Origin of the sequence: Pseudomonas sp. LFS074, assembly GCF_047978165.1 — a bacterium.
GTDB classification, from domain to species: Bacteria; Pseudomonadota; Gammaproteobacteria; order Pseudomonadales; family Pseudomonadaceae; genus Aquipseudomonas; species Aquipseudomonas putida_P.
This window is the reverse complement of record NZ_JBFPFV010000003.1, coordinates 457,974-483,833: the sequence shown is the minus strand read 5'-3', so window position 1 is coordinate 483,833 and position 25,860 is coordinate 457,974. Positions and strand designations below refer to the sequence as shown.

The following is a 25,860-nucleotide window of genomic DNA, read 5'->3' as shown; positions in this document are numbered from 1 at the left end:
CACTGTGGGAGCGGGTTTACCCGCGAATGCGTCAGTTCAGGCGCTGCAACCCTTCCAGGCAGGTCGCCAAATGATAGGGCGTAGTAGAGGGCATATCATGCCGACTCACCGCCCCCTCACCATCGCGGCACTCATACCAGCCCGCTTCCCGCAGGAACCGCGTTTGCAGCGCCTGCAACTGCCCCGACAGCTTCGCCTCGCCCCCCGCGCGCAACACAAGCGCCCGCAGGTATTCCGCCTGTGCCCAGATGCGCTGGGTGGCATCAAGCACCTGACCGTCCACATTCAGCATCGCCAACACCGCCGCATCGTTCACCCCGAACTGTTCGGCAAAGCCGAAAGCCCGGTCGATGGACGCATAAAGCGGCGTGTCACGTAGCAGCGGCGAGGTGTGCAGCAAGTAGAACCATTCGAACTGGTGCCCCGGTTCGAACCAGTTATCCACAGCCCCGCGTGGCTTTTCCAGCATCAGGCCGTGGGCCGGTTCGATGAAGTGCGCCTCAAGCGCCTCGCACAGTTGCAGCAGTGACTGGCGGACATGTTCATCGTCACGCACTGCCAGTACCTGCAGAAACGCCTCGGCCAAGTGCATCTGCGGGTTCTGCAGTGGGCCGCTGCCCAGGTCGGCCCAGTCTTCGCCCAGGCTGGCTTCGTACAGGCCGTCGTCACGGGCGAACTGCTGGTCGATGATGTCGAGCGCGGCGTTGAGGGTGGATTCCACCAGGCTTTCACGCACCTTGCCCCAGTAGTGCGCGCAGGCGAACACGATGAAGGCATGGGTGTACAGGTCTTTGCGCCGGTCCAGCGGCTTGCCCTGGGCGTCGATGCTGTAGAACCAGCCACCGTGCTCGGCATCGTGGAAGTGCTTTTGCAGCGAACGGAACAGGGCTGATGCGCGCTCGGCGGCGCCCGGTTGCCCGATACGGCTGCTGAACAGGTACAGCTGGCGTGCGCAGGCCATGGCCCGGTAGCGCTGCACCGGCAAGGGTTGGTGCTGGGCGTCCAGCGCCTCGTAGGGCAGGGCCATGTCGGCGTTCCAGCCTGGGCCTTGCCACATTGGCACGATGCGTTCGGCGAAGTGCTGGTTGAAACGGGCCAGTTCGGGCAGGGTGGGGCGGGGGTCGGACATGTCGGCGCTCGTCGCTGTCGGGCAGGGCGCCATGTTAGCAGAACTAGGGTTGAGGGTTGCCCAAGCCCTGCCAATGCCGCGCCCCGACGAAGATGAAGCGCAACTGCTGGGTGATCTTTTCCTGCGGCGTCAGCGCCTGTGGGTAACCCGCTTCCGGGCTGTCGATAAGTTCGGGCAGGGTGGCGAACACGGTCTTCACCACCAGGTCGGCCATCACCGCCAGCGCGGCGCTGTCCAGGTGCTGCCAGCGCTTCATGCGCGCAAGGTCGGTGGCTAGGTCGTCGCTTATGTCCTGGCGCAGGCGGGCAATGGCCTGGCGCACGGCCTGCGAACCGCCGTACTGTTCGCGGGCCAGGAACAGGAACTGCGCGCGGTGGGCGGCTACCACGTCGAGGAAGATGCGCACCGAAGCGTCGGTGATGCCGCCCAGTTCGAATTCGTTTTGCCGCACCAGGCGGATGGTCTGGCGGAAGGTGGTGTCGATTTCGGCCACCAAGGCCAGGCCCAGGGCATCCATGTCGGAAAAATGCCGGTAGAAGCCGGTCGGTACGATGCCAGCGGTCTTCGCCACTTCGCGCAGGCTGACACTGCCGAAACCACGGCCACTCTCCATGAGCAGGCAGGCTGCATCGAGCAGGGCCTGGCGGGTCTGAAGCTTCTGTTCGGCGCGCGGTAGCATGATGCGGGCTTCTGTGACGGTAAGGCTGGGCACTCTAGATAAAAAAACAAAGCCCGGTCAATGGACCGGGCCTGGAGGGGAGCAAGCGTTGTGACAGAGGTTGTTCTTTTCGGCCATGGTGATCAGCTCACACGGCTGAGTTCAACCAGACGATCCGAGCCACCTTCGGCAACGCGGCCATTGCGTTCGATCAGGCGATCCGAGCCACCTTCGGCGACGCGGCCATTGCGTTCGATCAGGCGATCGGAACCACCTTCGGCAACGCGGCCACTGCGTTCGATCAGGCGATCCGAGCCACCTTCGGCAACGCGGCCACTGCGTTCGATCAGGCGATCCGAGCCACCTTCGGCAACGCGGCCACTGCGTTCGATCAGACGATCCGAGCCACCTTCGGCAACGCGGCCACTGCGTTCGATCAGGCGATCGGAACCACCTTCGGCAACGCGGCCACTGCGTTCGATCAACCGATCGGAACCACCTTCAGCTACGGTTTTCAGTGGCTGGGCGATTTCGGCAGCGCTGGAGCGCGATTCGGCGGTCAGGTGTTGCTCGGAAGCCGGCAGGGCAAAAGCGTTGGCGGCCAAAAGGGACAGGGTCAGGGTCAGCAGGTGGCGTTTCATGATTTCGGTGCTCCTCTCGGGGGCTGGAAAGTGGGTACGAAGCCAATGCTACGCCGCGTAACGCCAGAGAGAAGTTCATACGGGTAATGGTAACAATCGACCGTATTGATAGAGGTTCGCAACGCCTCTAACCAGCGCCTTTCAGGCGCGCAGGCAAACCGCTGGCCGTGCCTCCGTTGGGTAACATGTACAGCCTGGCGCGATAAATTGCTGAGCAAAGGGCCAGGAAAAACTTCGCTATCATGGCGCCATCGATAAAACCCCATGGGTTTTCATGAGTCCGAGATATTGAGTGCCACTGAAGTGCCTGTTCTGTGTCATACCGCAAGGAGATTCACGCAATGACGCGTCCCGCCAGAATTCTCGTCTGGACCCTCACCAGCCTGTTCACCCTGCTGGCAATCCTGGTGGTGGTGATCGCCACCTTCGACTGGAACCGCGTCAAGCCGCTGCTCAACGAGAAGGTCTCCGAGGCCTTGCACCGGCCTTTCGCAATCAATGGCAACCTCGCTGTGCATTGGCGTACCGAGCCCGAAGAGGGTGGCTGGCGTGCCTGGGTGCCGTGGCCACACTTCATTGCCGAGGACCTGACCTTGGGCAACCCGGAGTGGCTCAAGGAGCCTGATATGGTCGGCCTGGCGCGCGTGGAGTTCCGCCTGGCGCCGCTACCGCTGGTGTTCCAGCAGATCAGCATCCCCCGCATCAACCTTACCAAGCCTACCGCCAACCTCACCCGCCTGGCCGATGGACGCGCTAACTGGGTGTTCGACTTCGGCCCCAAGGATGAAAACGCAGAACCTTCAAAGTGGCAGTTGGATATTGGCGCCATCGGCTTCGACCAGGGCAACGTCAGCTTCGACGACCAAACACTGAAAACCAGCATGAAGGTGCAGATCGACCCGCTGGGCAAGCCAATCCCGTTCAGCGACATTGTCGGCAAGGCCAGCGCCGAAAAGGCTGGCGCTGCACAGGACTATGCCTTCGGCCTCAAGGCCCAGGGCCGCTACAAAGGCCAGCCAGTGTCCGGCACTGGCAAGATCGGCGGCCTGCTGGCGCTGCAGGACGCCAGCCAGCCGTTCCCGCTGCAGGCCGATGTGCGCATCGCCGACACCCACGTGGTGCTAGCCGGCACCCTGACCGACCCGCGCAACCTCGGCGCCCTCGACCTGCGCTTGCGCCTGTCGGGTGCCAGCCTGGGCAACCTCTACCCGTTGACCGGGGTAACCCTGCCGGACACGCCGGCCTACTCCACCGATGGCCGCCTCAGCGCCAACCTGCACGCGGCGCAAGGGGCGTCGTTCAATTACCAGGGCTTCAACGGCAAGATCGGCGACAGCGATATTCACGGTGACCTGGCCTTCGTCGCCAGCCAGCCACGGCCCAAACTGTCCGGCAAACTGGTATCGAACCAGTTACTGTTCAAAGACCTGGCGCCGCTGATCGGCGCCGATTCCAACGCCGAGCAGAAGGCCCGGGGTGGTGCCAGCAAGCAGCCGACGGGCAAGGTGCTACCGGTTGAAGAGTTCCGCACCGAGCGCTGGCGCGCGATGGATGCTGACGTCACTTTTGCTGGCAAGCGCATCGTGCACAGCACGCAACTGCCGTTCAATGACCTGTCGGCCCACGTGATACTCGATGACGGCCTGCTGCGCCTGGAGCCCCTGCGTTTTGGCGTGGCCGGTGGCAGCCTGGCCTCCAATATCCGCCTTGACGGGCGCAGCGTGCCCTTGCAGGGCCGGGCACAGTTGACGGCACGGGGTTTCAAGCTCAAGCAACTGTTCCCCACGTTTGCGCCGATGCAGACCAGCTTTGGCGAATTGAACGGCGATGCCGACATCACGGGCCGTGGCAACTCGGTGGCAGCCTTGCTGGGTACGGCCAATGGCGACCTGCGCATGCTGATCAACGATGGCGCCATCAGCCGCAGCCTGATGGAGATTGCCGGTTTGAACGTGGGTAACTATGTGGTCGGCAAGCTGTTCGGTGATGAGGACGTGAAGATCAACTGCGCGGCAGCCGATGTGGGTATCAAGGATGGCCTGGCGACTACGCGGCTGTTCATCTTCGATACCGAGAACGCGATCATCTACATCAACGGCACCGCCAATTTTGCCTCCGAGCAGTTGGACTTGAAGATCACCCCGGAGTCGAAAGGGCTGCGGTTGTTCTCGCTGCGCTCGCCGTTGTACGTGCGTGGACCGTTTGCCAAACCGAGTGCCGGTGTGCAGGCGCTGCCGCTGGCGTTGCGCGGCGCGGGAATGGTGGCGCTGGGTGTGGTGGCCGGGCCGGCGGCAGGGTTGCTGGCACTGATTGCGCCCAGCAGCGGGGATGATCCAAACCAGTGCACGCCGTTGTTGCAGCAGATGAAAGCGGGCAAGGCACCGGCGGCGGTGAAAGGGCGGAAATAGCAGGGGGCCGCTGTGCGGCCCATCGCGACACAAGGCCGCTCCTACAGGGGTACGCGATCCCTTGTAGGAGCGGCCTTGTGTCGCGATGGGCTGCACAGCAGCCCCTAACGATTACAACCCTTGCAACAGGTCGGACATGTCGTCCGCGTGCTCTTCTTCCTGCGCCAGAATGTCTTCGAAGATGCGCCGCGTAGTCGGGTCTTTATCGCCAATGTACTGAATGATCTCGCGGTAGCTATCAATGGCAATCCGCTCCGCCACCAGGTCTTCCAGCACCATCTCTTTCAACGAATTGCCTGCCACGTACTGGGCATGCGAATTCTTGGTCAGGTTATCGGGGTTGAAGTCTGGCTCGCCGCCCAGCTGCACGATGCGCTCGGCCAGCTTGTCGGCGTGTTCGGCTTCCTGGGTGGCATGCTCCAGAAACTCCTCGGCTGCCACGCTGGCCTTGATGCCGCTGGCCATGAAGTAGTGGCGCTTGTAGCGCAGTACGCAGACCAGCTCGGTGGCCAGCGACTCGTTCAGCAGGCGCAGGATCTCTTTGCGATCGGCATGATAGCCCTCGGTCACGGCGCCTTGCTCTACATGCTGGCGGGCACGTTCGCGCAGGGTTTTCACATCGGTGAGTTCAACGTTGCTCATGGTTATCTCCAGCAGGGGTCAGGTTTGGGCATTGGCTTATGCGCCATGCAAGGCGTCGCTGTCTTCCTGGCGTTGCTTGCAGGTTTTGAAACCTTTGGCGTCGACATGGCCGGTGGCGTCGAAGCGCACGTAGTAGGGCTGCTGTTTGCCATCGCGGTTGAGGATGTAGTCGTTGCAGGTGCCCCCGTGCGGCAGGTCGATCACGTTCGACGGGCTGCCGCCAATGGCGATGACCTTCTGCATGGTCATACCGTTCTCTACCTGCTTGACCAGCGGCTCGTCGCGGTAGGTGACGTAGTCCACCGGGTTTTCCGGGCGGCTGCCGCAGGCGGCCAGGGTGGCGCTTGCCAGAAGGATTGCCAGGGTCTGCTTGTACATGGTCCCGCTCCTTGCAAAGGGTCTGTGTGGTTTGGAACCACAGCGCACGCCGGGAGTTCGATTGCGATGGCCATGATGGCCGCTGTAGTGTTGGCCGGTCGTTCACGCAAAGGGGCTGGGTGATGCCACAGGAATTGGCCACGCGATACCCGTTGGTGCTGGTGCCGGGCATGCTCGGGTTTGTCCGGGTGGTGCTCTACCCCTACTGGTTCGGCATCGTGCCGGCCCTGCGCAAGGGTGGGGCGCAGGTATTTCCGGTGCAGGTTTCGCCGCTGCATTGCAGCGAGGTGCGCGGTGAGCAGTTGCTGGCGATCATCGAAGACATCTGCCAACGCACCGGCGCCGACAAGGTCAACCTCATCGGCCACAGCCAGGGCGCCCTGAGTGCACGCTACGCCGCGGCCAAGCGGCCTGAGCGGGTGGCTTCGGTCACCTCGGTGGCCGGGCCCAACCATGGCTCGGAACTGGCCGACCACCTGGCGCGTACGGCACCGGGCGATTCACCCCAGGGGCGCATCCTCAAGGCCGTGCTGCATGGTTTTGCCGTTTTGCTGGTATGGCTGGAAACGGGCTGGCGCCGCGAGCCGCTGCCGGTGGATGTGCATGCCTCGCACCAGTCGCTGACCAGTGCCGGGGTGGCACTGTTCAACCAGGCTTATCCACAGGGCCTGCCGCAGACCTGGGGTGGGGAAGGGGCCCATGAGGTCAACGGCGTGCGCTATTACTCTTGGTCGGGCACCTTGCAGCCTGGCCTGACCGACCAGGGGCGTAACCGTTTTGACGGCAGCAACCGTTTCTGCCGCCTGTTCGCGCGCAGTTTCATCAAGGAAAAGGGCCAGTGCGACGGTATGGTCGGGCGTTTCAGTTCGCACCTGGGGCAGGTGATCGGCGACGATTACCCGCTCGATCACCTGGACATCGTCAACCAGTCGCTCGGCGCTGTGGGCAAGGGCGCCGAGCCCGTGCGGCTGTTTACCGAACATGCCGCCCGGCTCAAGGCCGCCGGGCTTTAGCGGCGGATCGGCGTGGTCCAGCGCTCGGCCAGCACTACGCCGGCCAGGGTCAGCAAGCCGCCGACCAGGTGATAACTGGCCAGTTGCTCGTCGAGCACACCGGCGGCGATCAGCGCAGTGACCAACGGCAGCAGGTTGAAGAACAGCGTGGTGCGGCTTGGCCCTAGGCGGTGCACGGCCTGCATCCACACCCGTGGCGCGATCATCGAAGCCAGCACGCAGGCATACAACACCAGGCCGATGTTGTGGCTGTTCAGGCCGGTTTTGTCCGACAGCAGGAACAGCGGCAGCAACACGACGATGGCCACCAGCACCTGCAGGTACAGCAACTGCATCGGCGGCAGGCGGAGCTGCCATTTCTTCAGCAGGAAGCTGTACAGCGCATAGGCCAGGGTAGCCACCAGCATCAGCAGGTCGCCGCTGTTCAGCCCTTGTTGCAGCAGGCTGGCGGGGTGGCCGGCGCTGACCACCTCCAGTACCCCGAAGAACGATACCAGCGCACCCAACAGGGCGCCGTAGCTCAGGCGCTGGCCCAGCCAGGCGATGGACAGTGCCAGTGACATCAGCGGCATCAGCGAGAGAATGATGCCCATGTTGGTGGCGCTGGTGATGCCGGCGGCGAAGTAGGCCAGGCTTTGGTACATCGCCATGCCCAGTACGCCGAGCACGAACACCTTGCCCAGGTGCGGGCGGATGGCCGCTCGGTTGCGCCACACGGCGGGCAGCAGGAACGGGGTGAACAGCAAGGCAGCCAGCAGCCAGCGATAAAAGCCGATCTCGGCGGGGTGGATGGCGCCGGCGGACATCTTGGTGACCACGGTGTTACCGGCCCAGATGAGGATGGCGGTGAGGGGGAACAGGTAATTCATGTTGCAGAGATTCTCTGAAGTATCGCGATGATTTTTTGGAGCGCTGTGCGCCCCTTTTGCGACACAAGGCCTGCGCAGCAGGCCCCGATGGCAGCCATTATCAACTGTCTGTCTAAAAGCCTATACTTCCATCCAGACAACCCACCCTGCCAAGCAGACAGCATGCCGCGCAAATACCTGGACATCCCTCAGTTCACCCAGCTCCCGGCCCCGGTGTACTTCCGCCACGATGAGTTCGTTGCCGACACCCACAGCGCCGTGCACTGCCACGCCTGGGGTCAACTGAACTACACCGCTCACGGCGTGATGCATCTGGACGTTGCCGGCCAGCGCTTCCTGTCACCGCCAAGCTACGCCGTGTGGGTGCCGCCCGACACCGCGCATGGTTGCTACAACCCGCAGGCCATCGTCTACCGCTCCATCTACCTCGACCGCAGCCTGTGCGCCGCGCTGCCACGGCAACCGTGCAGCTTGATGATCAGTGACATTCTCAAGGCCATCCTCGCCGACTTCGCCCGCCGCGACCTCAAGGTGGCCGAAGACCCGCGCGACCAACGCCTGGTGCAGGTTCTGCTCGATCAATTGCTGCTGGCACCCACCCAGGCCTGCTACCTGCCGTTTGCCCACAGCGATGGCTTGCGCCAGGTGCTCGACGCGCTCAGCGCCGAGCCTGGCGACAACCGCCCGTTGGCCGACTGGGCTGCCCGAGTGCATGTCAGCGAACGCACCCTGGCCCGCCAGTTTCTGCGCGAATTGGGCATCAGTTTTGGCGAATGGCGCTTGCGCCTGCGTTTTTTGCGCGCCATCGAAGCGCTGGAAGCTGGCCTGCCGATTCAGGCCATCGCCTTCGACCTGGGCTACAGCAGCGCTTCGGCGTTCATCGCCATGTTCCAGCGCCAGGCCCAATGCACGCCCGAGCAATACCGCCGGCAGGCGCGGGCGGGGCGCTGAGAATTCTTGGCTACACTCAGCTCGACCCCCGTGCATCGGGCGCGGAGCCAAGGAGACCACTCCATGAAAGTGCTGCACATTCCATTGCTGGCGTTGGCTGTGTTGTTCAGCGCCCAAGGCTTCGCGGCCAATACCGCGCAGCAGGAAAAAATGAAAACCTGCAATGCCGACGCCACCACCAAGGCCCTGAAGGGCGATGAGCGCAAAGCCTTCATGAGCACCTGCCTGAAGAAGGATGTGCCGCAAACCCAACAAGAGAAGATGAAAACCTGCAACGCCGACGCCACCACCAAAGCCCTGAAGGGTGACGAGCGTAAAGCCTACATGAGCGACTGCCTGAAGAAGAAATGACCTGCGCCTATGCCTGCGCCGCCAAGGCTGGCAGACTGCGGGCATTCCCGCTGTCTGCCGTCGAGGCTGTATGACCTTTACCCCCCGTCAGATCACCCTGGCCAGCCTGATCATCGTCATGGCCGGGCTGCTGCTGGCTTTGCCCCTGAAGTTGCTGCCCAGCCTGCTGGCCGGCCTGCTGGTGTTCGAACTGGTCAACATGCTGACCCCGCGCCTGCAGCCGCTGTTGGCTGGGCAACGCGCGCGCTGGCTGGCGGTGGCCCTGCTCGGCACGCTGGTGGTCAGCACCCTGACGCTGCTGATTGCCGGTGCCTTCAGCTTTTTGCTGCACGAGGCGGAGAACCCCGGCGCCTCGCTGGACAAGTTCATGGCCTTGGTCGAGCGTGCCCGCGGCCAGCTGCCACCCTTCATCGAAGGCTACCTGCCCGCCAGTGCCGCAGAGTTCAAGGTCGCCATCGGCGACTGGATCAAGAGCCACCTGAGCGATTTGCAATTGGTGGGCAAGGGCATGGCGCACATGTTCGTCACGCTGCTGATCGGCATGATCCTCGGCGCCATCATCGCCTTGCAGCGCATTCCCGATGTTTCCCGGCGCAAGCCCCTGGCGGCGGCGCTGTTCGAGCGCCTCAATCTGCTGGTGAAGGCGTTTCGCAACATCGTCTTCGCGCAGATCAAGATTTCGCTGCTCAACACGGCCTTCACCGGCATCTTCCTGGCGGTGGTGATGCCGTTGTTCGGTGTGCACCTGCCGTTGACCAAGACGCTGATCGTGCTGACCTTCCTGTTGGGCCTGCTACCGGTGATCGGCAACCTGATGTCCAACACCCTGATCACCATCGTCGGCTTGTCGCTGTCGATCTGGGTGGCGGCGGCGGCGCTGGGTTACCTGATCGTCATCCACAAGGTCGAGTATTTCCTCAACGCGCGGATCGTGGGCGGGCAGATCAGTGCCAAGGCGTGGGAACTGCTGTTGGCGATGCTGGTGTTCGAGGCGGCGTTCGGGCTGCCTGGGGTGGTGGCAGGGCCGATCTACTATGCCTACCTGAAGAGTGAGCTGAAGCGGGCGGAGCTGGTCTGACAGCGTGCTGGGGCTGCAAAGCAGCCCCAAGATGGCTCAGGCTGCGCCGTAACGCTTGCGGGCCTCGATGGCCAGGCCGCTACCAATGCTGCCAAAGATGTTGCCTTCCACATGCCGCGCATTCGGCAGCATCGCCGACACGCTGTTGCGCAGCGCCGGAATTCCGCTGGAACCCCCGGTGAAGAACACCGTGTCGACCTGCCCTTCGCTCACGCCAGCCTTGGCCAACAGCTCGGTCACGCTACCGCGCACCCGCTCCAGCAGGCCGTCGATGGCCTCTTCGAACAGCGCACGTGTCAGTTCTGCCGTCAGCTCGGGCTCGACGCGGCGCAGGTCGATGCGGCGGCTGTCGTGCTCGGTCAGTTCGATCTTGCTGGCTTCCACTTCCATCGCCAGCCAGTGCCCGGCGCGTTGCTCGATCAGTTTGAACAGGCGGTCGATACCGAAGCTGTCCTCGATGTCGTAGCGCATGCTGCCCAGCGCCAACTGCGACTTTTGCGAGTACAGGGCGTTGATGGTGTGCCATGTGGCCAGGTTGAGGTGGTAGCTGGTGGGCATCAGCGCGCCGCTCTTCATGCGGCTGCCGTAGCCGAACAGCGGCATCACGCCCTGCAGGCTCAGCTGTTTGTCGAAGTCGGTACCGCCGATGTGCACGCCGCCGGTGGCGAGGATGTCGCTCTGGCGTTCGGCGACCAAGTGGCGCTCGGGCGACAGACGGATCAGGGTGAAGTCCGAAGTACCACCGCCGATGTCGACGATCAGCACCAGCTCTTCGCGGCTGATGCTCGACTCGTAGTCGAAGGCTGCGGCAATCGGCTCGTACTGGAACGAGACGTCCTTGAAGCCGATCTTGCGCGCTACTTCGGCAAGGGTATCTTCTGCTTCCTGGTCGGCGGCCGGGTCTTCGTCGACGAAGAACACCGGGCGGCCCAGCACCACCTGGTCGAATTCACGGCCCGCAGCGGCTTCGGCACGTTTTTTCAGCTCGCCGATGAACATGCCCAGCAGGTCCTTGAACGGCAGGGCGCTGCCCAGCACGCTGGTGTCGTGCTTGATCAGCTTCGAGCCCAGCAGGCTTTTCAGCGAGCGCATCAGGCGGCCTTCGTAGCCTTCCAGGTACTCGTGCAGCGCCAGGCGGCCATACACCGGGCGCCGCTCTTCGATATTGAAGAACACCACCGAGGGCAAGGTGATCTTGCCGTCTTCCAGGGCAATCAGCGACTCCACGCCAGGGCGGTGCCAGCCGACCGTGGAGTTGGAGGTGCCAAAATCGATGCCCAGGGCGCGGGCCGGGGATACGTCAGACATGGGAAATCAGCTTCCGGAGCGAAAACGGCCGCGCAGTTTATGCCACTTGGCTACAGAATCAAGACCAGTCGTCTGCCATGGGGCAAACCCAAGGCGGTCTTGAAAGGCTATGCTTGACCCCTATCTTCTGTTGCAACACGCACATTCACATTGGTGATCCACAGATGGACTTCAAAGACTATTACAAGATACTCGGCGTAGAGCCCACGGCGGACGACAAGGCGATCAAGGCCGCGTACCGTAAGCTGGCGCGCAAGTATCACCCCGATGTCAGCAAGGAGCGCGACGCCGAGGACAAGTTCAAAGAGGCCAACGAGGCCTACGAAGTGCTGGGCGACGCGCAGAAACGTGCCGAGTTCGATGAAATTCGCAAGTACGGCGGCCAGCATGGCCGGCCGTTCCAGGCGCCACCGGGCTGGGAAAACCGTGGCGGTGGCGGTGGCTTCGAAGGCGGCGATTTCTCCGACTTCTTCAGCTCGATCTTCGGTGGGCGCGGGGGCGGCAACCCCTTCGGTGGCGCTCGGCAGCAGCAACGCAGTGCAGGCAGGCGGGGGCAGGACGTGGAGCTTGAACTGGCAGTGTTCCTTGAAGAAACCCTGAGCAAGGAGTCCAAGCAGATCAGCTTCCAGGTGCCGCAAACCAATGCCATGGGCCAGCGCACCGGCTTTACCACCAAGACCCTGAACGTGAAGATTCCGGCCGGGGTGACCGACGGCGAGCGCATTCGCCTCAAGGGCCAGGGCGCACCGGGCAGCGGTGGCGGGGCCAATGGCGACTTGTTCCTGACCCTTCGCATGGCGCCGCACCCACTGTTCGATGTCGAAGGCCATGACCTGATCATCACCGTGCCCTTGGCACCGTGGGAGGCTGCCCTGGGCGCCAAGGTGGCGGTACCGACCCTGGAGGGCAAGATCAACCTGACCATCCGCCCGGACAGCCAGAGCGGGCAGCGCCTGCGCGTACCCGGCAAGGGCCTGGCGAACAAGCAGGGCGAGCGCGGCAACCTTTACGCGCAGCTCAAAGTGGTGATGCCGACCACGTCTGACGAGTCTACCCGTGAACTGTGGGCCAAGCTTTCCGAAAAGGCCGCGTTCAACCCGAGGGCACAATGGAGTAAGTGATCATGAGCAGCACCCTGATCGTTCAATTGGACATGCGTACCCTGTGTCAGGAAGCCGATGTCACGGCGGACTGCGTGATCGAAATCGTCGAGCACGGCATTGTCGAACCTTCCGGGCGAACGCCGGAGGACTGGTTGTTCGACGATCAGGCGCCGCTGCTGACCAGGCGTGCGGCCAAGCTGCACCAGGAGCTGGAACTGGAGTGGGAAGGGGTGGCGCTGGCGCTGGAGCTGTTGCAGGAAGTGCAGCAGTTGCGCAGCGAGAACAGCATGCTGCGCCAGCGGCTGGGCAGGTTTACCCAGATGTAGGCGATCATGCTGGCGCCTGTGGGAGCGGCCTTGCGTCGCGCAAGGCCGTTCCCACAATGGGCCGTATTTCAGGTTGGTTCGGCCCCTGGGTTCAACACCAGTTGCATGAAGGTCAAATCCAGCCAGCGGCCAAACTTCACCCCCACTTGCGGCATTTGCCCGGTCTCCACGAAGCCCAGTCGCTCATGCAGGCGCACCGAGGCCGCATTGCCACTCTCGATGGCCGCCACCATCACATGTTTGCCGCAACCACGCGCACGCTCGACCAGCGCTGCCATCAACACCGGTCCCAGCCCTTTTCCGCGCTGGTCACCCCGGATATACACCGAGTGCTCCACGGTCAGGCGAAAGCCCTCGAACGGCCGCCAGTCGCCAAACGAGGCATAGCCCAGCACGCCTGTCTCATCTACCGCGACCAGGATCGGATAACCCTGCTGCGCCCGCGCTTCGAACCAGGCCTGGCGGTTGGCCAGGTCTACCGGCGTTTCGTTCCAGATCGCCGTGGTGTTGCGCACGGCGTCGTTGTAGATGTCGAGGATGCCGGGCACGTCGGTGGGCAGGGCATCGCGGATTTCGTAACTCATGACAGCGTCTCGCAGGGTCGTTGAATGCAGATTAAATGGTTACCAGCCCGCGCACACCTTCGGCTTGCATGTTTTCACCGCGGCCGCGCTGGACGATTTCGCCGCGGGACATGACCAGGTATTGGTCGGCCAGTTCTTCGGCAAAGTCGTAGAACTGCTCCACCAGCAGAATCGCCATGTCGCCGCGCTGCGCCAGGCGGCGGATTACGGCGCCGATTTCCTTGATCACCGAAGGTTGGATGCCTTCGGTGGGCTCGTCGAGAATCAGCAGGCGCGGGCGGCTGGCCAGGGCGCGGCCGATGGCCAGCTGTTGCTGCTGGCCGCCAGACAAATCGCCGCCACGGCGTTGCTTCATCTGCTCCAGCACCGGGAACAGCTCGTAGATGAAGGTCGGCACTTCGCGGGCTTCACGGGCGGGGAAGCGCGACAGGCCCATCAGCAGGTTTTCCTCGACGGTAAGGCGCGGGAATATCTCGCGGCCCTGGGGCACGTAGGCGATACCAGCGTGGACCCGTTGCTGGGGCTTGAGGCTGGTGATGGGCTTGCCTTCCCATTCGATACGCCCGTCACGGGCGGGTACCAGGCCCATCAGGCAGCGCAGCAGGGTGGTCTTGCCCACGCCGTTGCGGCCCAGCAGGCAGGTAACCTCGCCGACCTTGGCTTCGAAAGACAGGCCACGCAGGATGTGGCTGCCGCCGTAGTACTGGTGCAGGGTGTCGATTTTAAGCATGTCATGTCCTCGATTGATCATCGGCCCAGATACACCTCGACCACCCGCTCATCCGCCTGCACCTGCTCCAGCGACCCTTCTGCCAGCACACTGCCCTGGTGCAGCACCGTGACATGGTCGGCGATGCTGCCGACAAAGCCCATGTCATGCTCCACCACCATCAACGAATGCGTGCCAGCCAGGCCCTTGAACAACTCGGCGGTGAACTCGGTCTCGGCATCGGTCATGCCCGCCACCGGTTCATCCAGCAATAGCAACTTCGGCTCCTGCACCAGCAGCATGCCTATCTCCAGAAACTGCTTCTGTCCGTGCGACAGCAAGCCAGCCTGGCGCTGGGCCAGGGGCAGCAGGCGCAAGGTGCTCAGCACCTCTTCGATGCGCTGGCGTTGCTCGCCGCTCAGCCGCGCTGCCAGGCTGGCCCATACCGACTTGTCGGCCTTCAGCGCCAGCTCCAGGTTTTCGAACGCTGTCAGCGCCTCGAATACCGTGGGCTTCTGGAACTTGCGGCCAATGCCGGCCTGGGCGATCTGGTATTCGCTCATGCGGGTCAGGTCGAGGGTGTCGCCAAAGAAAGCGCTGCCGGTGTCAGGGCGAGTCTTGCCGGTGATCACGTCCATCATCGTAGTCTTGCCGGCGCCGTTGGGACCGATGATGCAGCGCAGCTCGCCCACACCGATGTACAGGTTCAGCGCGTTGAGCGCCTTGAAACCATCGAAGCTGACGCTGATGTCTTCAAGGCTCAGCACCGTGCCGTGGCGGGTGTCGAGGCCAGCCTTGCGGCTTTGGCCCAGGCCGATGGCGTCGCGACCGGCGCCGAGGTGGTCGAACACCGGCTCCAACATGAATTCCGGGTGAACCGGGGGCACGCCTCTCATGGCTGGCTCCTTTTCTTCAACAGGCCGACCACGCCCTTGGGCAGGTACAGGGTGACAAGAATGAACAGTGCGCCCAGGAAGAACAGCCAGAACTCCGGGAAGGCCACGGTGAACCAGCTTTTCATGCCATTGACCAGGCCGGCGCCGAGCAACGGGCCGATCAGCGTGCCGCGCCCGCCCAAGGCCACCCACACGGCGGCTTCGATGGAGTTGGTCGGCGACATTTCGCTGGGGTTGATGATGCCCACCTGTGGCACATACAACGCCCCGGCCAGGCCGCACAGCACGGCGCTCAGGACCCACACCAGCAGCTTGAAGCCGCGTGGGTCGTAGCCGCAGAACATCATGCGGTTTTCGGCATCGCGCACCGCCGTGAGCAGGCGGCCGAACTTGCTGCGGGTCAGGCGCCAGCACAGGTACAAGCTGGCCAGCAAAAGGCCGACCGTGAGCAGGAACAGCACCGCGCGAGTGCCTTGCGCGGTAATGTCGAAGCCGAGGATGGTGCGGAAGTTGGTAAACCCGTTGTTGCCGCCAAAACCGGTTTCGTTGCGGAAGAACAGCAGCATGCCGGCGAAGGTCAGGGCTTGGGTCATGATCGAGAAGTACACGCCCTTGATCCGCGAGCGGAAGGCGAACCAGCCGAACACCAGCGCCAGCAGCCCCGGTGCCAGCACCACCAGGCACAGGGCCCAGGCAAAATGCTGGGTGCCGGCCCAGTACCACGGCAGCTCGGTCCACGACAGAAAGGTCATGAACCCCGGCAGGCCGTCGCCGGCCGCCTGGCGCATCAGGTACATGCCCATGGCATAGCCGCCCAGGGCGAAGAACAGGCCATGGCCCAGCGACAGCAGCCCGGCATAGCCCCAGACCAGGTCCAGGGCCAGGGCGACGATGGCGTAACAGAGGATCTTGCCGACCAGGGTCAGGGTGTAGGCCGACACCTGCAGGGCATGGTCCGCCGGCAGCAGCGAGAGCAGCGGCAGGGCGACGAGCAGCAGCACGACGACGGCGCCGATGGCCAGGGTCAGGCGTGGCCCGGCCTTTTGCGTAGCGGTGACAAGCAGTGGCTGGTTCATCAGTCGATTACCCGTCCCTTGAGGGCGAACAGGCCTTGCGGACGCTTCTGGATGAACAGAATGATCAACGCAAGGATGAGGATCTTGCCGAGCACGGCACCGATCTGCGGCTCCAGCAGCTTGTTGGCGATGCCAAGGCCGAAGGCGGCCCACAGGCTGCCGGCCAGTTGCCCCACGCCGCCCAGCACCACCACCAGGAACGAATCGATGATGTAGCTTTGGCCCAGATCGGGGCCGACGTTGCCGACCTGGCTCAGGGCTACGCCGCCGAGCCCGGCGATGCCAGAACCCAGGCCAAAGGCGAGCATGTCGACGCGCCCGGTGGACACCCCGCAGCAAGCCGCCATGTTGCGGTTCTGGGTGACTGCGCGCACGTTCAGGCCCAGCCGCGTGCGGTTGAGCAGCAGCCAGGTGAGCAGGACCACGGCCAGGGCGAAACCGATGATCACCAGGCGGTTGTACGGCAGCACCAGGTTGGGCAGCAGTTGGATACCGCCGGACAGCCAGGCCGGGTTGCTCACCTCGACGTTCTGCGCGCCGAACAGCAGGCGAATGGCCTGGATCAGGATCAGGCTGATGCCCCAGGTAGCCAGCAGGGTTTCCAGTGGGCGGCCGTACAGGTGGCGGATGACCGCGCGCTCCAGCGCCATGCCCACACCGGCACTGACCGCGAAGGCCACCGGCAGGGCGATCAGCGGGTAGAACTCAATGGCGCCTGGGGCGTAGCGCTGCAGCAGCACCTGGACCATGTAGGTGCTGTACGCGCCGAGCATCAGCATCTCGCCGTGGGCCATGTTGATCACCCCGAGCAGGCCAAAGGTGATCGCCAGGCCGAGCGCCGCCAGCAGCAGGATCGAACCCAACGAAAGGCCACTGAATGCCTGGCCGAGCAGTTCGCCGACCAGCAGCTTGCGCTTGACCTGGGCCAGGCTGGTTTCGGCGGCGGTGCGTACGCCGGCATCGGCTTCCGCATCCGGTTGCAGCAGCGCTTCGAGGCGGGTGCGGGCCAGCGGGTCGCCGGTTTCACCCAGCAGGCGCACGGCGGCCAGGCGAACGGCGGGTTCGCTGGCGCCCAGTTGCAGGTTGGCCAGGGCCAGGCCCAGGGCGGCGTGGACGGCGGCGTCCGGCTCGGCGGCGAAGCGCCGGTCGAGGAAGGCCATCTGCGCCGGTTGTGCGCTTTTTTGCAGGTGTTGGGCGGCGGCCAGGCGGGTGTCGCTGTTGTCGCTGAGCAACTGGTGGCTGGCCAGGGCGTTGTCGATCAGGCCGCGCAGGCGGTTGTTCAGGCGTAACTTGCGGGTGTCATCGGCGGCGATGCGGCCTTGGCGCAGTTCATTCAGCAGTGGCAGGCGCGCGGCATCTGGTTGCGCCGCCCAGCCTTCGAGCAGACGGGCTTGCTCGGCGGGCTTGGCGGTAAGGAAGAATTCGCCCTCGCTGGCCTGGGTTGCCAGCGGCAGTAGCAGGAGCAGGGTGAGCAGGAGTCTGAGCATGCGGGTAATCCTGGAGATCGGCGGTGGATACATCGCGAGCCAGCTCGCTCCTACAGGGGAAGCACTTCATTTGTAGGAGCGAGCTGGCTCGCGATGGGGCCGCATGGCGGCCCCAGTGCTCAGTTACCTTTCACTGCATAGTCCGGGCGCTTGTCGTTGCCTGGGATGAACGGGCTCCATGGCTGCGCCCGCAGCGGCTGCTCGGTTTCCCACACCACGCTGAACTGCCCGTCATCCTGGATCTCGCCGATCATCACCGGCTTGTGCAGGTGGTGGTTGGTCTTGTCCATGGTCAGGGTGAAGCCCGAGGGCGCCTTGAAGCTCTGCCCGGCCAGCGCCTCACGCACCTTGTCGACGTCGGTGGACTTGGCTTTTTCCACTGCTTGCGCCCACATGTGGATGCCCACATAGGTGGCTTCCATCGGGTCGTTGGTTACGGCCTTGTCGGCACCCGGCAGGCCCTTGGCTTTGGCATAGGCCTTCCAGTCGGCGACGAACTTCTGGTTCACCGGGTTATCCACCGATTCGAAGTAGTTCCACGCCGCCAGGTGGCCCACCAGTGGCTTGGTGTCGATGCCGCGCAGCTCCTCTTCGCCCACCGAGAAGGCCACCACTGGCACGTCGGTAGCCTTCAGGCCCTGGTTGGCCAGCTCCTTGTAGAACGGCACGTTGGAGTCGCCGTTGACCGTGGAAATGACCGCCGTCTTGCCACCGGCGGAGAACTTCTTGATGTTGGCGACGATGGTCTGGTAATCGGCGTGGCCGAACGGCGTGTACACCTCTTCGATATCCTTGTCGGCCACACCCTTGCTATGCAGGAAGGCGCGCAGAATCTTGTTGGTGGTGCGCGGGTAGACGTAGTCGGTGCCCAGCAGGAAGAAGCGTTTGGCGCTACCGCCGTCCTCGCTCATCAAATATTCCACGGCCGGAATCGCCTGCTGGTTGGGCGCGGCGCCGGTGTAGAACACGTTCGGCGACATCTCTTCACCTTCGTACTGCACCGGGTAGAACAGCAGGCCGTTGAGCTCTTCGAACACCGGCAGCACTGACTTGCGCGACACCGAGGTCCAGCAGCCGAACACCACGGCGACCTTGTCCTGGGTCAGCAACTGACGGCTCTTTTCAGCGAACAGCGGCCAGTTGGAGGCTGGGTCGACCACTACCGGCTCGAGCATCTTGCCGTTCACGCCACCCTTGGCGTTGATCTCGTCGATGGTCATCAGCGCCATGTCCTTGAGCGAGGTCTCGGAAATGGCCATGGTCCCCGACAGCGAATGCAGGATGCCAACCTTGATGGTCTCGGCGGCCTGGATGCTCCAGCTCAGGCCCATCGCCGCAATCGATGCGCTGAGGGTAAAAGCCTTGATCAGACTGCGACGCTTCATGTGCTCTCTCCGCTGAGTTCTTTTAGGGTGTTGGGCAGCGGGGAGGGGCGTTGCAAGGGGTGTGCCTAGTGGCGAAACTGGCGTAATAGAAGGGTTGTGCGAGGTGATGGGGCGTTGGCGAGGTCCAGCTTGGTGCCTGGAATATTTGTGTGCACAGGATTGGGGCCGCATAGCGGCCCCCGAGGCCATCAGCCGTTACGCACAGCCGTGCGTGGATGGCGTCTGCTGCGCACGAACTGATACGTCACCGCCAGAATCATGAACCAGATCGGCGTCACTACCAGCGCCGAGCGGGTGTCGGCCTCCAGGCTCAGCAGCACCAGGATGCCGGCGAAGAACACCAGGCACACGTAGCACATGAAGCGCCCGCCGGGCATCTTGTACTTCGACGCCTGGTGCAGCGCTGCGCGGTTTTTGCGGTACTTCAGGTACGACAGCAGGATCAGCGTCCAGACGAACATGAACAGCACCGCCGACACCGTGGTCACCAGGGTGAACGCCTCGACCACGTCCGGTACCAGGTAGATCAGTACCGCGCCCAGCAGCAGGCAGGTGCAGGAGAAGTACAGGCCGTTGGCCGGTACCGAGCGGCTCGACAGCTTCTCGAAGGCCTTGGGCGCATCACCCTCCTGGCTCAGGCCGTAGAGCATGCGGCTGGTGGAGAACACGCCGCTGTTGGCCGACGAGGCCGCCGAGGTCAGTACCACGAAGTTGATGATGCTCGCCGCTGCCGGCAGGCCCGCCAGCACGAACAGTTCGACGAACGGGCTCTTGCCTGGCACCACGTCGCGCCATGGGGTCACGGCCATGATCGCGATCAGCGCCAGCACATAGAACACGATGATGCGGATCGGGATCGAGTTGATCGCCCGCGGCAGGGTGCGCTCCGGGTTCTTCGCTTCGGCGGCGGTGGTACCCACCAGCTCGATGCCGACGAAGGCGAACACCGCGATCTGGAAACCGGCGAAGAAGCCCATCAGGCCATGGGGGAACATGCCGCTGTCATTCCACAGGTTGGCCAGCTGTGCGGTGCGCCCGCTGGGCGAGGTGAAGCCGGTGATCACCATGTACAGGCCAGTCGCGACCAGGCCAAGGATGGCGACGATCTTGACCAGGGCGAACCAGAATTCCAGCTCGCCGAACATTTTCACCGTCACCAGGTTCAGCGACAGCAGCAGCCCGACGCAGGTCAGCGCCGGTATCCACTGTGGCAAGTCGGGAAACCAGAACTGTGTGTAGGCGGCGATGGCGACCACGTCGGCGATGCCGGTGACCACCCAGCAGAACCAGTAGGTCCAGCCGGTGAAATAGCCGGCCCAGGGGCCGAGCAGGTCGGCGGAGAAGTCGATGAACGACTTGTAGTTCAGGTTCGACAGCAGCAGTTCGCCCATGGCGCGCATGACGAAGAACAGCATGAAGCCGATGATCATGTAGACGAAGATGATCGACGGCCCGGCCAGGCTGATGGTTTTGCCCGAGCCCATGAACAGGCCGGTACCGATCGCGCCGCCGATGGCGATCAGCTGGATGTGGCGGTTGGTCAGGTTGCGCTGCAGATGCTGTTCATCTGGCGTTGAGTGTGAGGTTTGCGTCATAGGCTGCATTCCCTTGTAAGGTCGGTCTTCTTGTCTGAGGTAGCCGGCTAGGCTAACACGCGCGTTCCAGTTCAGGGCGCGACAGATCGACTCTACTTTTGGGTGGCAGCTGTGGGCTGCTGTGCAGCCCTTTCGCGACACAAGGCCGCTCCTACAATGATCGCGCATTCCTGTAGGAGCGGCCTTGTGTCGCGAAAGGGGCGCAAAGCGCCCCCGGCAATCTCAAGCCTGAACCAGCATCCGACGGCGCCTTACCACCAGGCTATCGACAACCCACATCACCACCATCGATACCCCCACCAGCGGGAACATCACCCCCAGCACCAGCATTACCCCCACCGCCGTCTTCCAGCGCGGCAGGTCATGACGCAGCGGCGGCACGCCCAGCCCACCGGCTGGCCGGCGCTTCCACCACATCACCAGGCCGCTCACCGAGCCCAGCAGAATCATCAGGCACACCAGCAGTATGACGACCTGGTTGAACGCCCCGAACATCTTGCCTTCATGCAGCATCACGCCCATCTCGGTGGCGCGGGCGACCGGGCTGTAGTCCTGCCAGCGCACATCGGCCAGAACCTTGGCGGTGTATTGATCGACATGCAAGGTAGCGTCGTTGCGCGGGTCGTCGGCGAACACGGCAATGGTGAACACCCCGTCGGCAGTGGTGGGCAGGGTGATGCTGTAGCCCGGCTCGACCTGGCGCGAAGTGGCGATGTCCTCGACCTGCTGCACGCTCACCTGAGGCGCTGCGGGCATGTCTGACATCATGGAGTGGCCGGCGTGTTCGGCGTGTGCGCCAGACTGCGGCATTGGCGTGTTTTCCATCGCCCAGGGCACGGTTTGGCGGTGTGCGTTGTTCAGCTCACCCGCCTGTTGGTCCGACTTGGGCACGTCGTTCCACATGGCGGCCGGGAAGCGGTTCCACAAATCGGCATACTGCTTGCCCCACAGGCCGGTCCAGGTCATGCCGCTGACCAGCATCAGCAACAACAGGGCCGAACCCCAGAAGCCAGTTACCGCATGCAGGTCGCGCCAGAACAAGCGGCCGCGCGCACTGAACCGGGGCCACAGCACGCCAGCGCCATTGCGTCCGCGTGGCCACCACAGGTACAGGCCCGACACCACCAGCACGATGCCCCAGCCGGCGGCCAGTTCCACCAGGCGGTCGCCGAGCGTGCCGACCATCAGTTCACCATGCAGCGCACGGGCGATGGCCTGCAGGTTCTGCTTGCCGTCCTGCTCACCGAGGACCTTGCCGTTGTAGGGGTCGACGAAAACGTTCAGTTCGCGCCCGCCGTCATGCACCACGAACTGTGCACTGCGCTCGGCGCTCAGTGGCGGCAGGTACTGGCCGACATGGCCCTTGGGGTAAGCCTGGCGTACTTCGGCCAGCATCATGTCCGCGCCCTGCCGGTGGTGGCCGGCTTCGACCACCATCAAGTCGCGGTACAGCAGCGGGTCGAGCTGCGGCTTGAACAGGTAGATGATCCCGGTGATCGCCAACAGGATCATGAACGGGGCCACGAACAGCCCCGCATAGAAGTGCCAACGCCAGGCCAGGTTATAGAAATTGCTGCGTGTTCCTCTCATGGGAACCTCCTGTTTGACCAGCTGATGGGCGCAACCGAAGCTGCGCCCGTTGTTGTTGTCAGAAGCTGAAATCGACCTTGGTCCAGAAGGTCCTGCCTGGCTCGTTGACCGGCTGAGGATCGGTAGCCGGGTAGCCGAACCCGGCGTTCCCGGCCAGGTTCAAGTGCTCGGCGTAGGTTTTGTCGAACAGGTTGTCGACCCCTGCGCTGAGCTTGAGGTTGTTGTTCACCTTGTAGGCGCCGTTGAGCGAGAACACGCCGAAGCCGGCGCTCTTGTCGTAGTCCTTGCCGACCACGTTGCCTTGGTTCTCGGCAATGCGGTTTTGCGCCGCCACCAGCCGCCACAGTGCGCCGACGCTCCACACATCGCGGCTGTAGGTCAAGCCCAGACGGCTTTCCAGTGGTGGCATTTGGGGTAGCGCTTTGCCATCACTGCTGTTCTTGCCCCAAGCGTAGGCCAGCGTGGCGTCGGCCTTCCAGTTTTCGGTCAGCAGGTAGGCCGCGCCCAGTTCGCCGCCCATGATGCGGGCGTCGATGTTCTGTGCCCGGGAAGTGCTCATGCCCATCATGCCGGTGCGGTAGTCGAACAGGATGTAGTCGCGGATCTGCCCGACATAGCCCGACGCCCAGGCCTCCAGGCGTTCGGTGCGGTACTGGATGCCGAAGTCGAGTTGGGTGGTCTTCTCTGGCTTGATGCCGTCGAAGGCGTTGGCCGCCCCAGGCGGTGCCAGCTTGGGCGAGAACAGCTCCCAGTAGTCAGGGAAGCGCTGGGCATGGCCGAGGCCAATGTAAGTGGTGGCCGGGAGGGCTGCCAGGTCGTGCTCGTAGCGGATAAAACCGCTGGGCAGGGTGTCGGCGCGGGTATCGCCTTCGGTGGCGCTGCCTTTACGGAAGTCACGGGCTGAGGCGCGGTCCAGGCGGGCGCCGGTAATCAGCCGGTCTTCACCGCTGACATACCAGGTCAGTTCGCTGAAAGCGCCGTAGTTGTGGAAGTCGGCGTCCTTGGTCCAGGCCTGGCCCTTGTGTGCGTCCACACCCATGCCGCCACGCTGGCGATGTTCGTTGGTTTGCGCGTCGATGCCGCTGATCAGCTGCACATCGGCCCAGCGCCAGGTGGCTTTGATGCGTGCGCCCAGGGTGCGCCGGTCGACGTTGCTGACCATCGGCATGCCCATCATGCCGCTGCCCGACGGGGTACGCAGGCTGTAGTTGTCCATCACATGGTCGGCGTAGTTGTAGTAGACCTGCGCCTCGACCTTGTCGAGCACTTCGCCGAGGTTGGACTTTTCAAAGCGCAGGCCCAGGCTTTCGCGCTTGAACTGCGAGCCGTCCATGCCACGCCCGGCGTAGCGGGCCTCGCCATCGCCCTTGCCGGCCGTGAGTTCCAGCAAGGTGTCCTGGTCGGGAGTCCAGCCTAGGGCGACATCGCCGTTCCACTTTTCCCAGCGCGATGGCACGGTGTCGTCGTTGCCGTCGTGGTAATCGTCCGAGCGTGACTGGTTGCCGACAAAGCGGGCATAGGCCTGGCTGTTACCGGCAGCGGCATCCAGCACCTTGTCGAAACGGCCGTTGGAGCCGGCCAGCAGGCTGGCGTTGACCCGGCTGCCGAGGGTGCCGAACTTCTCCGGTTCGCGCTCGAAAAGGATGGTACCTGCCGAGCCGCCCGGGCCCCAGATCACGCTTTGCGGGCCTTTGATGACGGTCAGGCGGTCGTAGGTTTCCGGCGAGATGTAGGACGTGGGTGCGTCCATGCGATTGGGGCAGGCACCGAGCATCAGGCCGCCATTGGTGAGGATGTTCAGGCGCGAGCCGAACATGCCGCGCAATACCGGGTCACCGTTGGTGCCACCGGCACGGATCGCCGAGAAGCCGGGGATGGTCTTCAGGTAGTCGGCGCCGTCGCTGGCCGGCACTGGCTGGCGCGGGTCTTTCGGGTTGGTGACCACGGTCAGTGGCGAGCTTGGGGCCACGGCGGTGATCACCGTCGGGCTCAGCTCGGGTGCGTCGTGCGCATGGCCTTCATGGCCAGGGTCGGCGGCCAGGGCCACGGGCGCGAGCAGCGAGCCGCACACGGCGGCGAGAGTCCCACGCAGGGACAAGGCAAAAACAGGGGTGCAGCCGGACATAATGATTCCAGTCGATCAGTCATGAGTTAGCGCGAAGCCTCCTGGCTCCGTGCGCAAAATGTGGGTTCAGACGCTGATCGAGGAAGGCGGGGCGCGGCTGCGCGCACCGGGGAATACAGCCTGCCGGGCATGGCCTTGGTGCGTTGGCGCAAGCAGATGGCTGGTGGGGATTACGCTGCCGGCACTGAGCGGGCTGAGGGCCTGGGGCAGGGCCGGGCAATTGAACAACAGGCTGCAGTAACCGCACTTTTCCCACATCACGTGCAGTTGGCCATCGCCGCCATGGCCGTGATGGCTGTCGCCGCCATGCTGATGGGCAGCCGCCATCGGCATGTCCATTGGCATGCTCATGCCGGCGTGGTGGTCCATCGGCATCGACTGGGAAATCAGCGGGCCGATGAAGATCATCCACATGGCGAACAGGCTCAGCCATCCGCCACCGGCGCGCCTGCGGTCAGGGCGGGTGGTACGGCTGATGCTGTTGCGCGGCAGGCTCATGGCGAGTGCCTGTCAGCAGGTGTCAGTGCGCGTGTTCGTGGGCTTGCGGCTGGTCCGCTGGCGCCTGCTTCTGCACAGCCACTTCGACGGTGATGTCGCCGGCCTTTTCGAAATGCAGGGTCAACGGGAAGCGTTTGCCATCCGTGAGCAGGCTGCGGTCCTTGGGCTGCATCAGCATCACATGGTAGGCGCTGGGGGCGAAGGTCAGGTCCTTGCCGGCAGGCACCACCACGCTGGGCACCTGTTGCATCTTCATGGCGCCGCTGGCGCTCATGGCATGTTCGTGCAGTTGCGCGTCATCGCTGATGGGGCTGTCGACACTGAGCAGGCGGTCGTCGGCCTGGCCATTGTTGTGCACCACGAAATACGCGGCGACGTTGGGCGCGTTGGGTGGCAGCTGCAGCGACCAGGGGTGGGCAATGTGCAGGTCACCCACGCTGTATTCGTGGGCATTGGCAAAGGCGCCAGGCAGCAGCAGGGCGGCCATGACGAGGGCGTGCTTGAGCATGGTGAATCTCCGTTTCTGTTCAGGTTCAGGCAGACAGCGTGATGAACTCAGGCCAGCGGAGAGGCACGGGGGTTTAGCGCAGGCCAGAGTTGGCGCGGCGTGGGTTGGTACTTGGCAGGCGGCGGCAACAGGCCGGCGAGCAGTGTCGGCGGGTTGTGCAACTGTGGCGGGTAGCCGGGCAGGGCCAGCAGCGGCGCGGCGCCAGAGCAGCACCAGCAATTCATCATGCTGGCGCTGTCGTCGCTTTGCGGGCCGAGGTCGATCTTGGCCAGGGCCTGGACATCGACGTTGGCCTTGTTGGCCATGCTGGAACAGAAAGCCCCCCACAGCAGCTGTTCGGCCGGGCCCTTGGGCGCAGCAGAGGACAGCGGCATGGCCAGCAGGTTGAACAGCACTGCAAGGCAGGCTATCCAGGCAATGTGCCGACGTGGGGGCATGGAGAGATCCGGTCAGGAATCGTGGTGGGTATTGTAAGGCGGAGTATAGGTAAAAATGACGGGGTGCGGTGAAGTGACGCAGGTGGTCGGGTAACGGGGCTGCTGCGCAGCCCAT

The 25,860-nt window shown here is 63.7% G+C and carries 26 protein-coding genes; 7 read left to right on the top strand and 19 right to left on the bottom strand.

Annotation, left to right across the window (positions count from 1 at the left end; translation table 11 throughout):
- Positions 1-31 precede the first annotated feature (31 nt).
- The 3 genes from ACNQP3_RS26240 to ACNQP3_RS26230 form a co-directional block, all read right to left on the bottom strand.
- Positions 32-1,129, bottom strand: coding sequence for an AGE family epimerase/isomerase (locus ACNQP3_RS26240; protein WP_041166604.1), 1,098 nt, complete (start codon positions 1,127-1,129; stop codon positions 32-34).
- A 43-nt stretch (positions 1,130-1,172) separates the two neighbouring features.
- Positions 1,173-1,808 carry a TetR family transcriptional regulator gene (locus tag ACNQP3_RS26235; protein ID WP_012274431.1) on the bottom strand — a complete coding sequence of 212 codons (636 nt, stop codon included), beginning with the start codon at positions 1,806-1,808 and terminating at the stop codon, positions 1,173-1,175.
- A gap of 122 nt (positions 1,809-1,930) precedes the next feature.
- Positions 1,931-2,428: a hypothetical protein gene (locus ACNQP3_RS26230; RefSeq protein ID WP_012274430.1), complete on the bottom strand. Its 498-nt coding sequence runs from the start codon at positions 2,426-2,428 to the stop codon at positions 1,931-1,933.
- 341 nt (positions 2,429-2,769) lie between these two features.
- On the opposite strand from ACNQP3_RS26230, the gene ACNQP3_RS26225 reads away from it, so the two are divergent.
- Complete coding sequence (locus tag ACNQP3_RS26225) at positions 2,770-4,836, top strand: AsmA family protein (RefSeq protein ID WP_012274429.1); 2,067 nt, start codon at positions 2,770-2,772, stop codon at positions 4,834-4,836.
- A gap of 111 nt (positions 4,837-4,947) precedes the next feature.
- On the opposite strand, the gene ACNQP3_RS26220 is transcribed toward ACNQP3_RS26225, so the two are convergent.
- Positions 4,948-5,478 carry a ferritin-like domain-containing protein gene (locus ACNQP3_RS26220; RefSeq protein ID WP_012274428.1) on the bottom strand — a complete coding sequence of 177 codons (531 nt, stop codon included), beginning with the start codon at positions 5,476-5,478 and terminating at the stop codon, positions 4,948-4,950.
- Positions 5,479-5,514: 36 nt separating this feature from the next.
- Positions 5,515-5,856 carry an osmotically-inducible lipoprotein OsmE gene (gene osmE, locus ACNQP3_RS26215; RefSeq protein WP_004576961.1) on the bottom strand — a complete coding sequence of 114 codons (342 nt, stop codon included), beginning with the start codon at positions 5,854-5,856 and terminating at the stop codon, positions 5,515-5,517.
- Between the two features lie 122 nt (positions 5,857-5,978).
- Here osmE and ACNQP3_RS26210 point away from each other — a divergent pair, with 122 nt between their 5' ends.
- Positions 5,979-6,869, top strand: a complete 891-nt coding sequence (locus ACNQP3_RS26210; RefSeq protein ID WP_264316598.1) for an esterase/lipase family protein — start codon at positions 5,979-5,981, stop codon at positions 6,867-6,869.
- Here the strand turns inward: ACNQP3_RS26210 and ACNQP3_RS26205 are convergent.
- Complete coding sequence (locus ACNQP3_RS26205) at positions 6,866-7,738, bottom strand: DMT family transporter (RefSeq protein WP_012274426.1); 873 nt, start codon at positions 7,736-7,738, stop codon at positions 6,866-6,868. The genes ACNQP3_RS26210 and ACNQP3_RS26205 overlap by 4 nt on opposite strands.
- Positions 7,739-7,900: 162 nt before the next feature.
- Here ACNQP3_RS26205 and ACNQP3_RS26200 point away from each other — a divergent pair, with 162 nt between their 5' ends.
- From ACNQP3_RS26200 to ACNQP3_RS26190, 3 genes are all read left to right on the top strand, one after another.
- Entirely contained in the window at positions 7,901-8,689 is a 789-nt protein-coding gene (locus ACNQP3_RS26200) for an AraC family transcriptional regulator (protein ID WP_060514279.1), read from the top strand.
- 63 nt (positions 8,690-8,752) lie between these two features.
- Entirely contained in the window at positions 8,753-9,040 is a 288-nt protein-coding gene (locus ACNQP3_RS26195) for a PsiF family protein (protein ID WP_012274424.1), read from the top strand.
- 70 nt (positions 9,041-9,110) lie between these two features.
- The gene (locus tag ACNQP3_RS26190) at positions 9,111-10,118 is read left to right on the top strand and encodes an AI-2E family transporter (RefSeq protein ID WP_012274423.1); all 1,008 of its coding nucleotides are present in this window, start codon (positions 9,111-9,113) and stop codon (positions 10,116-10,118) included.
- A 36-nt stretch (positions 10,119-10,154) separates the two neighbouring features.
- Here the strand turns inward: ACNQP3_RS26190 and ACNQP3_RS26185 are convergent, their stop codons facing one another.
- Positions 10,155-11,426: an Hsp70 family protein gene (locus ACNQP3_RS26185; protein WP_012274422.1), complete on the bottom strand. Its 1,272-nt coding sequence runs from the start codon at positions 11,424-11,426 to the stop codon at positions 10,155-10,157.
- Positions 11,427-11,590: 164 nt separating this feature from the next.
- Here ACNQP3_RS26185 and cbpA point away from each other — a divergent pair, with 164 nt between their 5' ends.
- Both cbpA and ACNQP3_RS26175 read left to right on the top strand, forming a co-directional pair.
- Entirely contained in the window at positions 11,591-12,547 is a 957-nt protein-coding gene (gene cbpA, locus ACNQP3_RS26180) for a curved DNA-binding protein (protein WP_012274421.1), read from the top strand.
- Between the two features lie 2 nt (positions 12,548-12,549).
- Positions 12,550-12,855, top strand: a complete 306-nt coding sequence (locus tag ACNQP3_RS26175) for a chaperone modulator CbpM (protein WP_012274420.1) — start codon at positions 12,550-12,552, stop codon at positions 12,853-12,855.
- 68 nt (positions 12,856-12,923) lie between these two features.
- On the opposite strand, the gene ACNQP3_RS26170 is transcribed toward ACNQP3_RS26175, so the two are convergent.
- From ACNQP3_RS26170 to ACNQP3_RS26115, 12 genes are all read right to left on the bottom strand, one after another.
- On the bottom strand, positions 12,924-13,439 hold the full coding sequence (locus ACNQP3_RS26170) for a GNAT family N-acetyltransferase (protein WP_264316597.1): 516 nt from the start codon (positions 13,437-13,439) through the stop codon (positions 12,924-12,926).
- Positions 13,440-13,470: 31 nt separating this feature from the next.
- Positions 13,471-14,169 carry an urea ABC transporter ATP-binding subunit UrtE gene (urtE, locus tag ACNQP3_RS26165; protein WP_012274418.1) on the bottom strand — a complete coding sequence of 233 codons (699 nt, stop codon included), beginning with the start codon at positions 14,167-14,169 and terminating at the stop codon, positions 13,471-13,473.
- A 17-nt stretch (positions 14,170-14,186) separates the two neighbouring features.
- The gene (gene urtD, locus ACNQP3_RS26160) at positions 14,187-15,044 is read right to left on the bottom strand and encodes an urea ABC transporter ATP-binding protein UrtD (RefSeq protein ID WP_264316596.1); all 858 of its coding nucleotides are present in this window, start codon (positions 15,042-15,044) and stop codon (positions 14,187-14,189) included.
- Entirely contained in the window at positions 15,041-16,120 is a 1,080-nt protein-coding gene (gene urtC / locus ACNQP3_RS26155) for an urea ABC transporter permease subunit UrtC (protein WP_012274416.1), read from the bottom strand. Before urtC ends, urtD begins: the two co-directional genes overlap by 4 nt.
- Positions 16,120-17,640 carry an urea ABC transporter permease subunit UrtB gene (gene urtB / locus ACNQP3_RS26150; protein ID WP_374701313.1) on the bottom strand — a complete coding sequence of 507 codons (1,521 nt, stop codon included), beginning with the start codon at positions 17,638-17,640 and terminating at the stop codon, positions 16,120-16,122. Before urtB ends, urtC begins: the two co-directional genes overlap by 1 nt.
- 86 nt (positions 17,641-17,726) lie before the next feature.
- Positions 17,727-18,992 (bottom strand): urea ABC transporter substrate-binding protein, encoded by a 1,266-nt coding sequence (urtA, locus tag ACNQP3_RS26145; protein WP_012274414.1) that lies wholly within the window; start codon positions 18,990-18,992, stop codon positions 17,727-17,729.
- A gap of 188 nt (positions 18,993-19,180) precedes the next feature.
- Positions 19,181-20,587, bottom strand: coding sequence for a D-serine/D-alanine/glycine transporter (gene cycA / locus ACNQP3_RS26140; RefSeq protein WP_264316595.1), 1,407 nt, complete (start codon positions 20,585-20,587; stop codon positions 19,181-19,183).
- Positions 20,588-20,809: 222 nt separating this feature from the next.
- Positions 20,810-22,177 (bottom strand): PepSY-associated TM helix domain-containing protein, encoded by a 1,368-nt coding sequence (locus ACNQP3_RS26135; protein ID WP_264316594.1) that lies wholly within the window; start codon positions 22,175-22,177, stop codon positions 20,810-20,812.
- 58 nt (positions 22,178-22,235) lie between these two features.
- On the bottom strand, positions 22,236-24,302 hold the full coding sequence (locus ACNQP3_RS26130; protein WP_264316593.1) for a TonB-dependent copper receptor: 2,067 nt from the start codon (positions 24,300-24,302) through the stop codon (positions 22,236-22,238).
- Between the two features lie 66 nt (positions 24,303-24,368).
- Entirely contained in the window at positions 24,369-24,800 is a 432-nt protein-coding gene (locus tag ACNQP3_RS26125; protein ID WP_012274409.1) for a DUF2946 domain-containing protein, read from the bottom strand.
- A gap of 22 nt (positions 24,801-24,822) precedes the next feature.
- Positions 24,823-25,308 (bottom strand): copper chaperone PCu(A)C, encoded by a 486-nt coding sequence (locus ACNQP3_RS26120; RefSeq protein ID WP_012274408.1) that lies wholly within the window; start codon positions 25,306-25,308, stop codon positions 24,823-24,825.
- Positions 25,309-25,355: 47 nt separating this feature from the next.
- Positions 25,356-25,745 (bottom strand): DUF2946 domain-containing protein, encoded by a 390-nt coding sequence (locus ACNQP3_RS26115; protein ID WP_012274407.1) that lies wholly within the window; start codon positions 25,743-25,745, stop codon positions 25,356-25,358.
- Between the last annotated feature and the right edge of the window lie 115 nt (positions 25,746-25,860).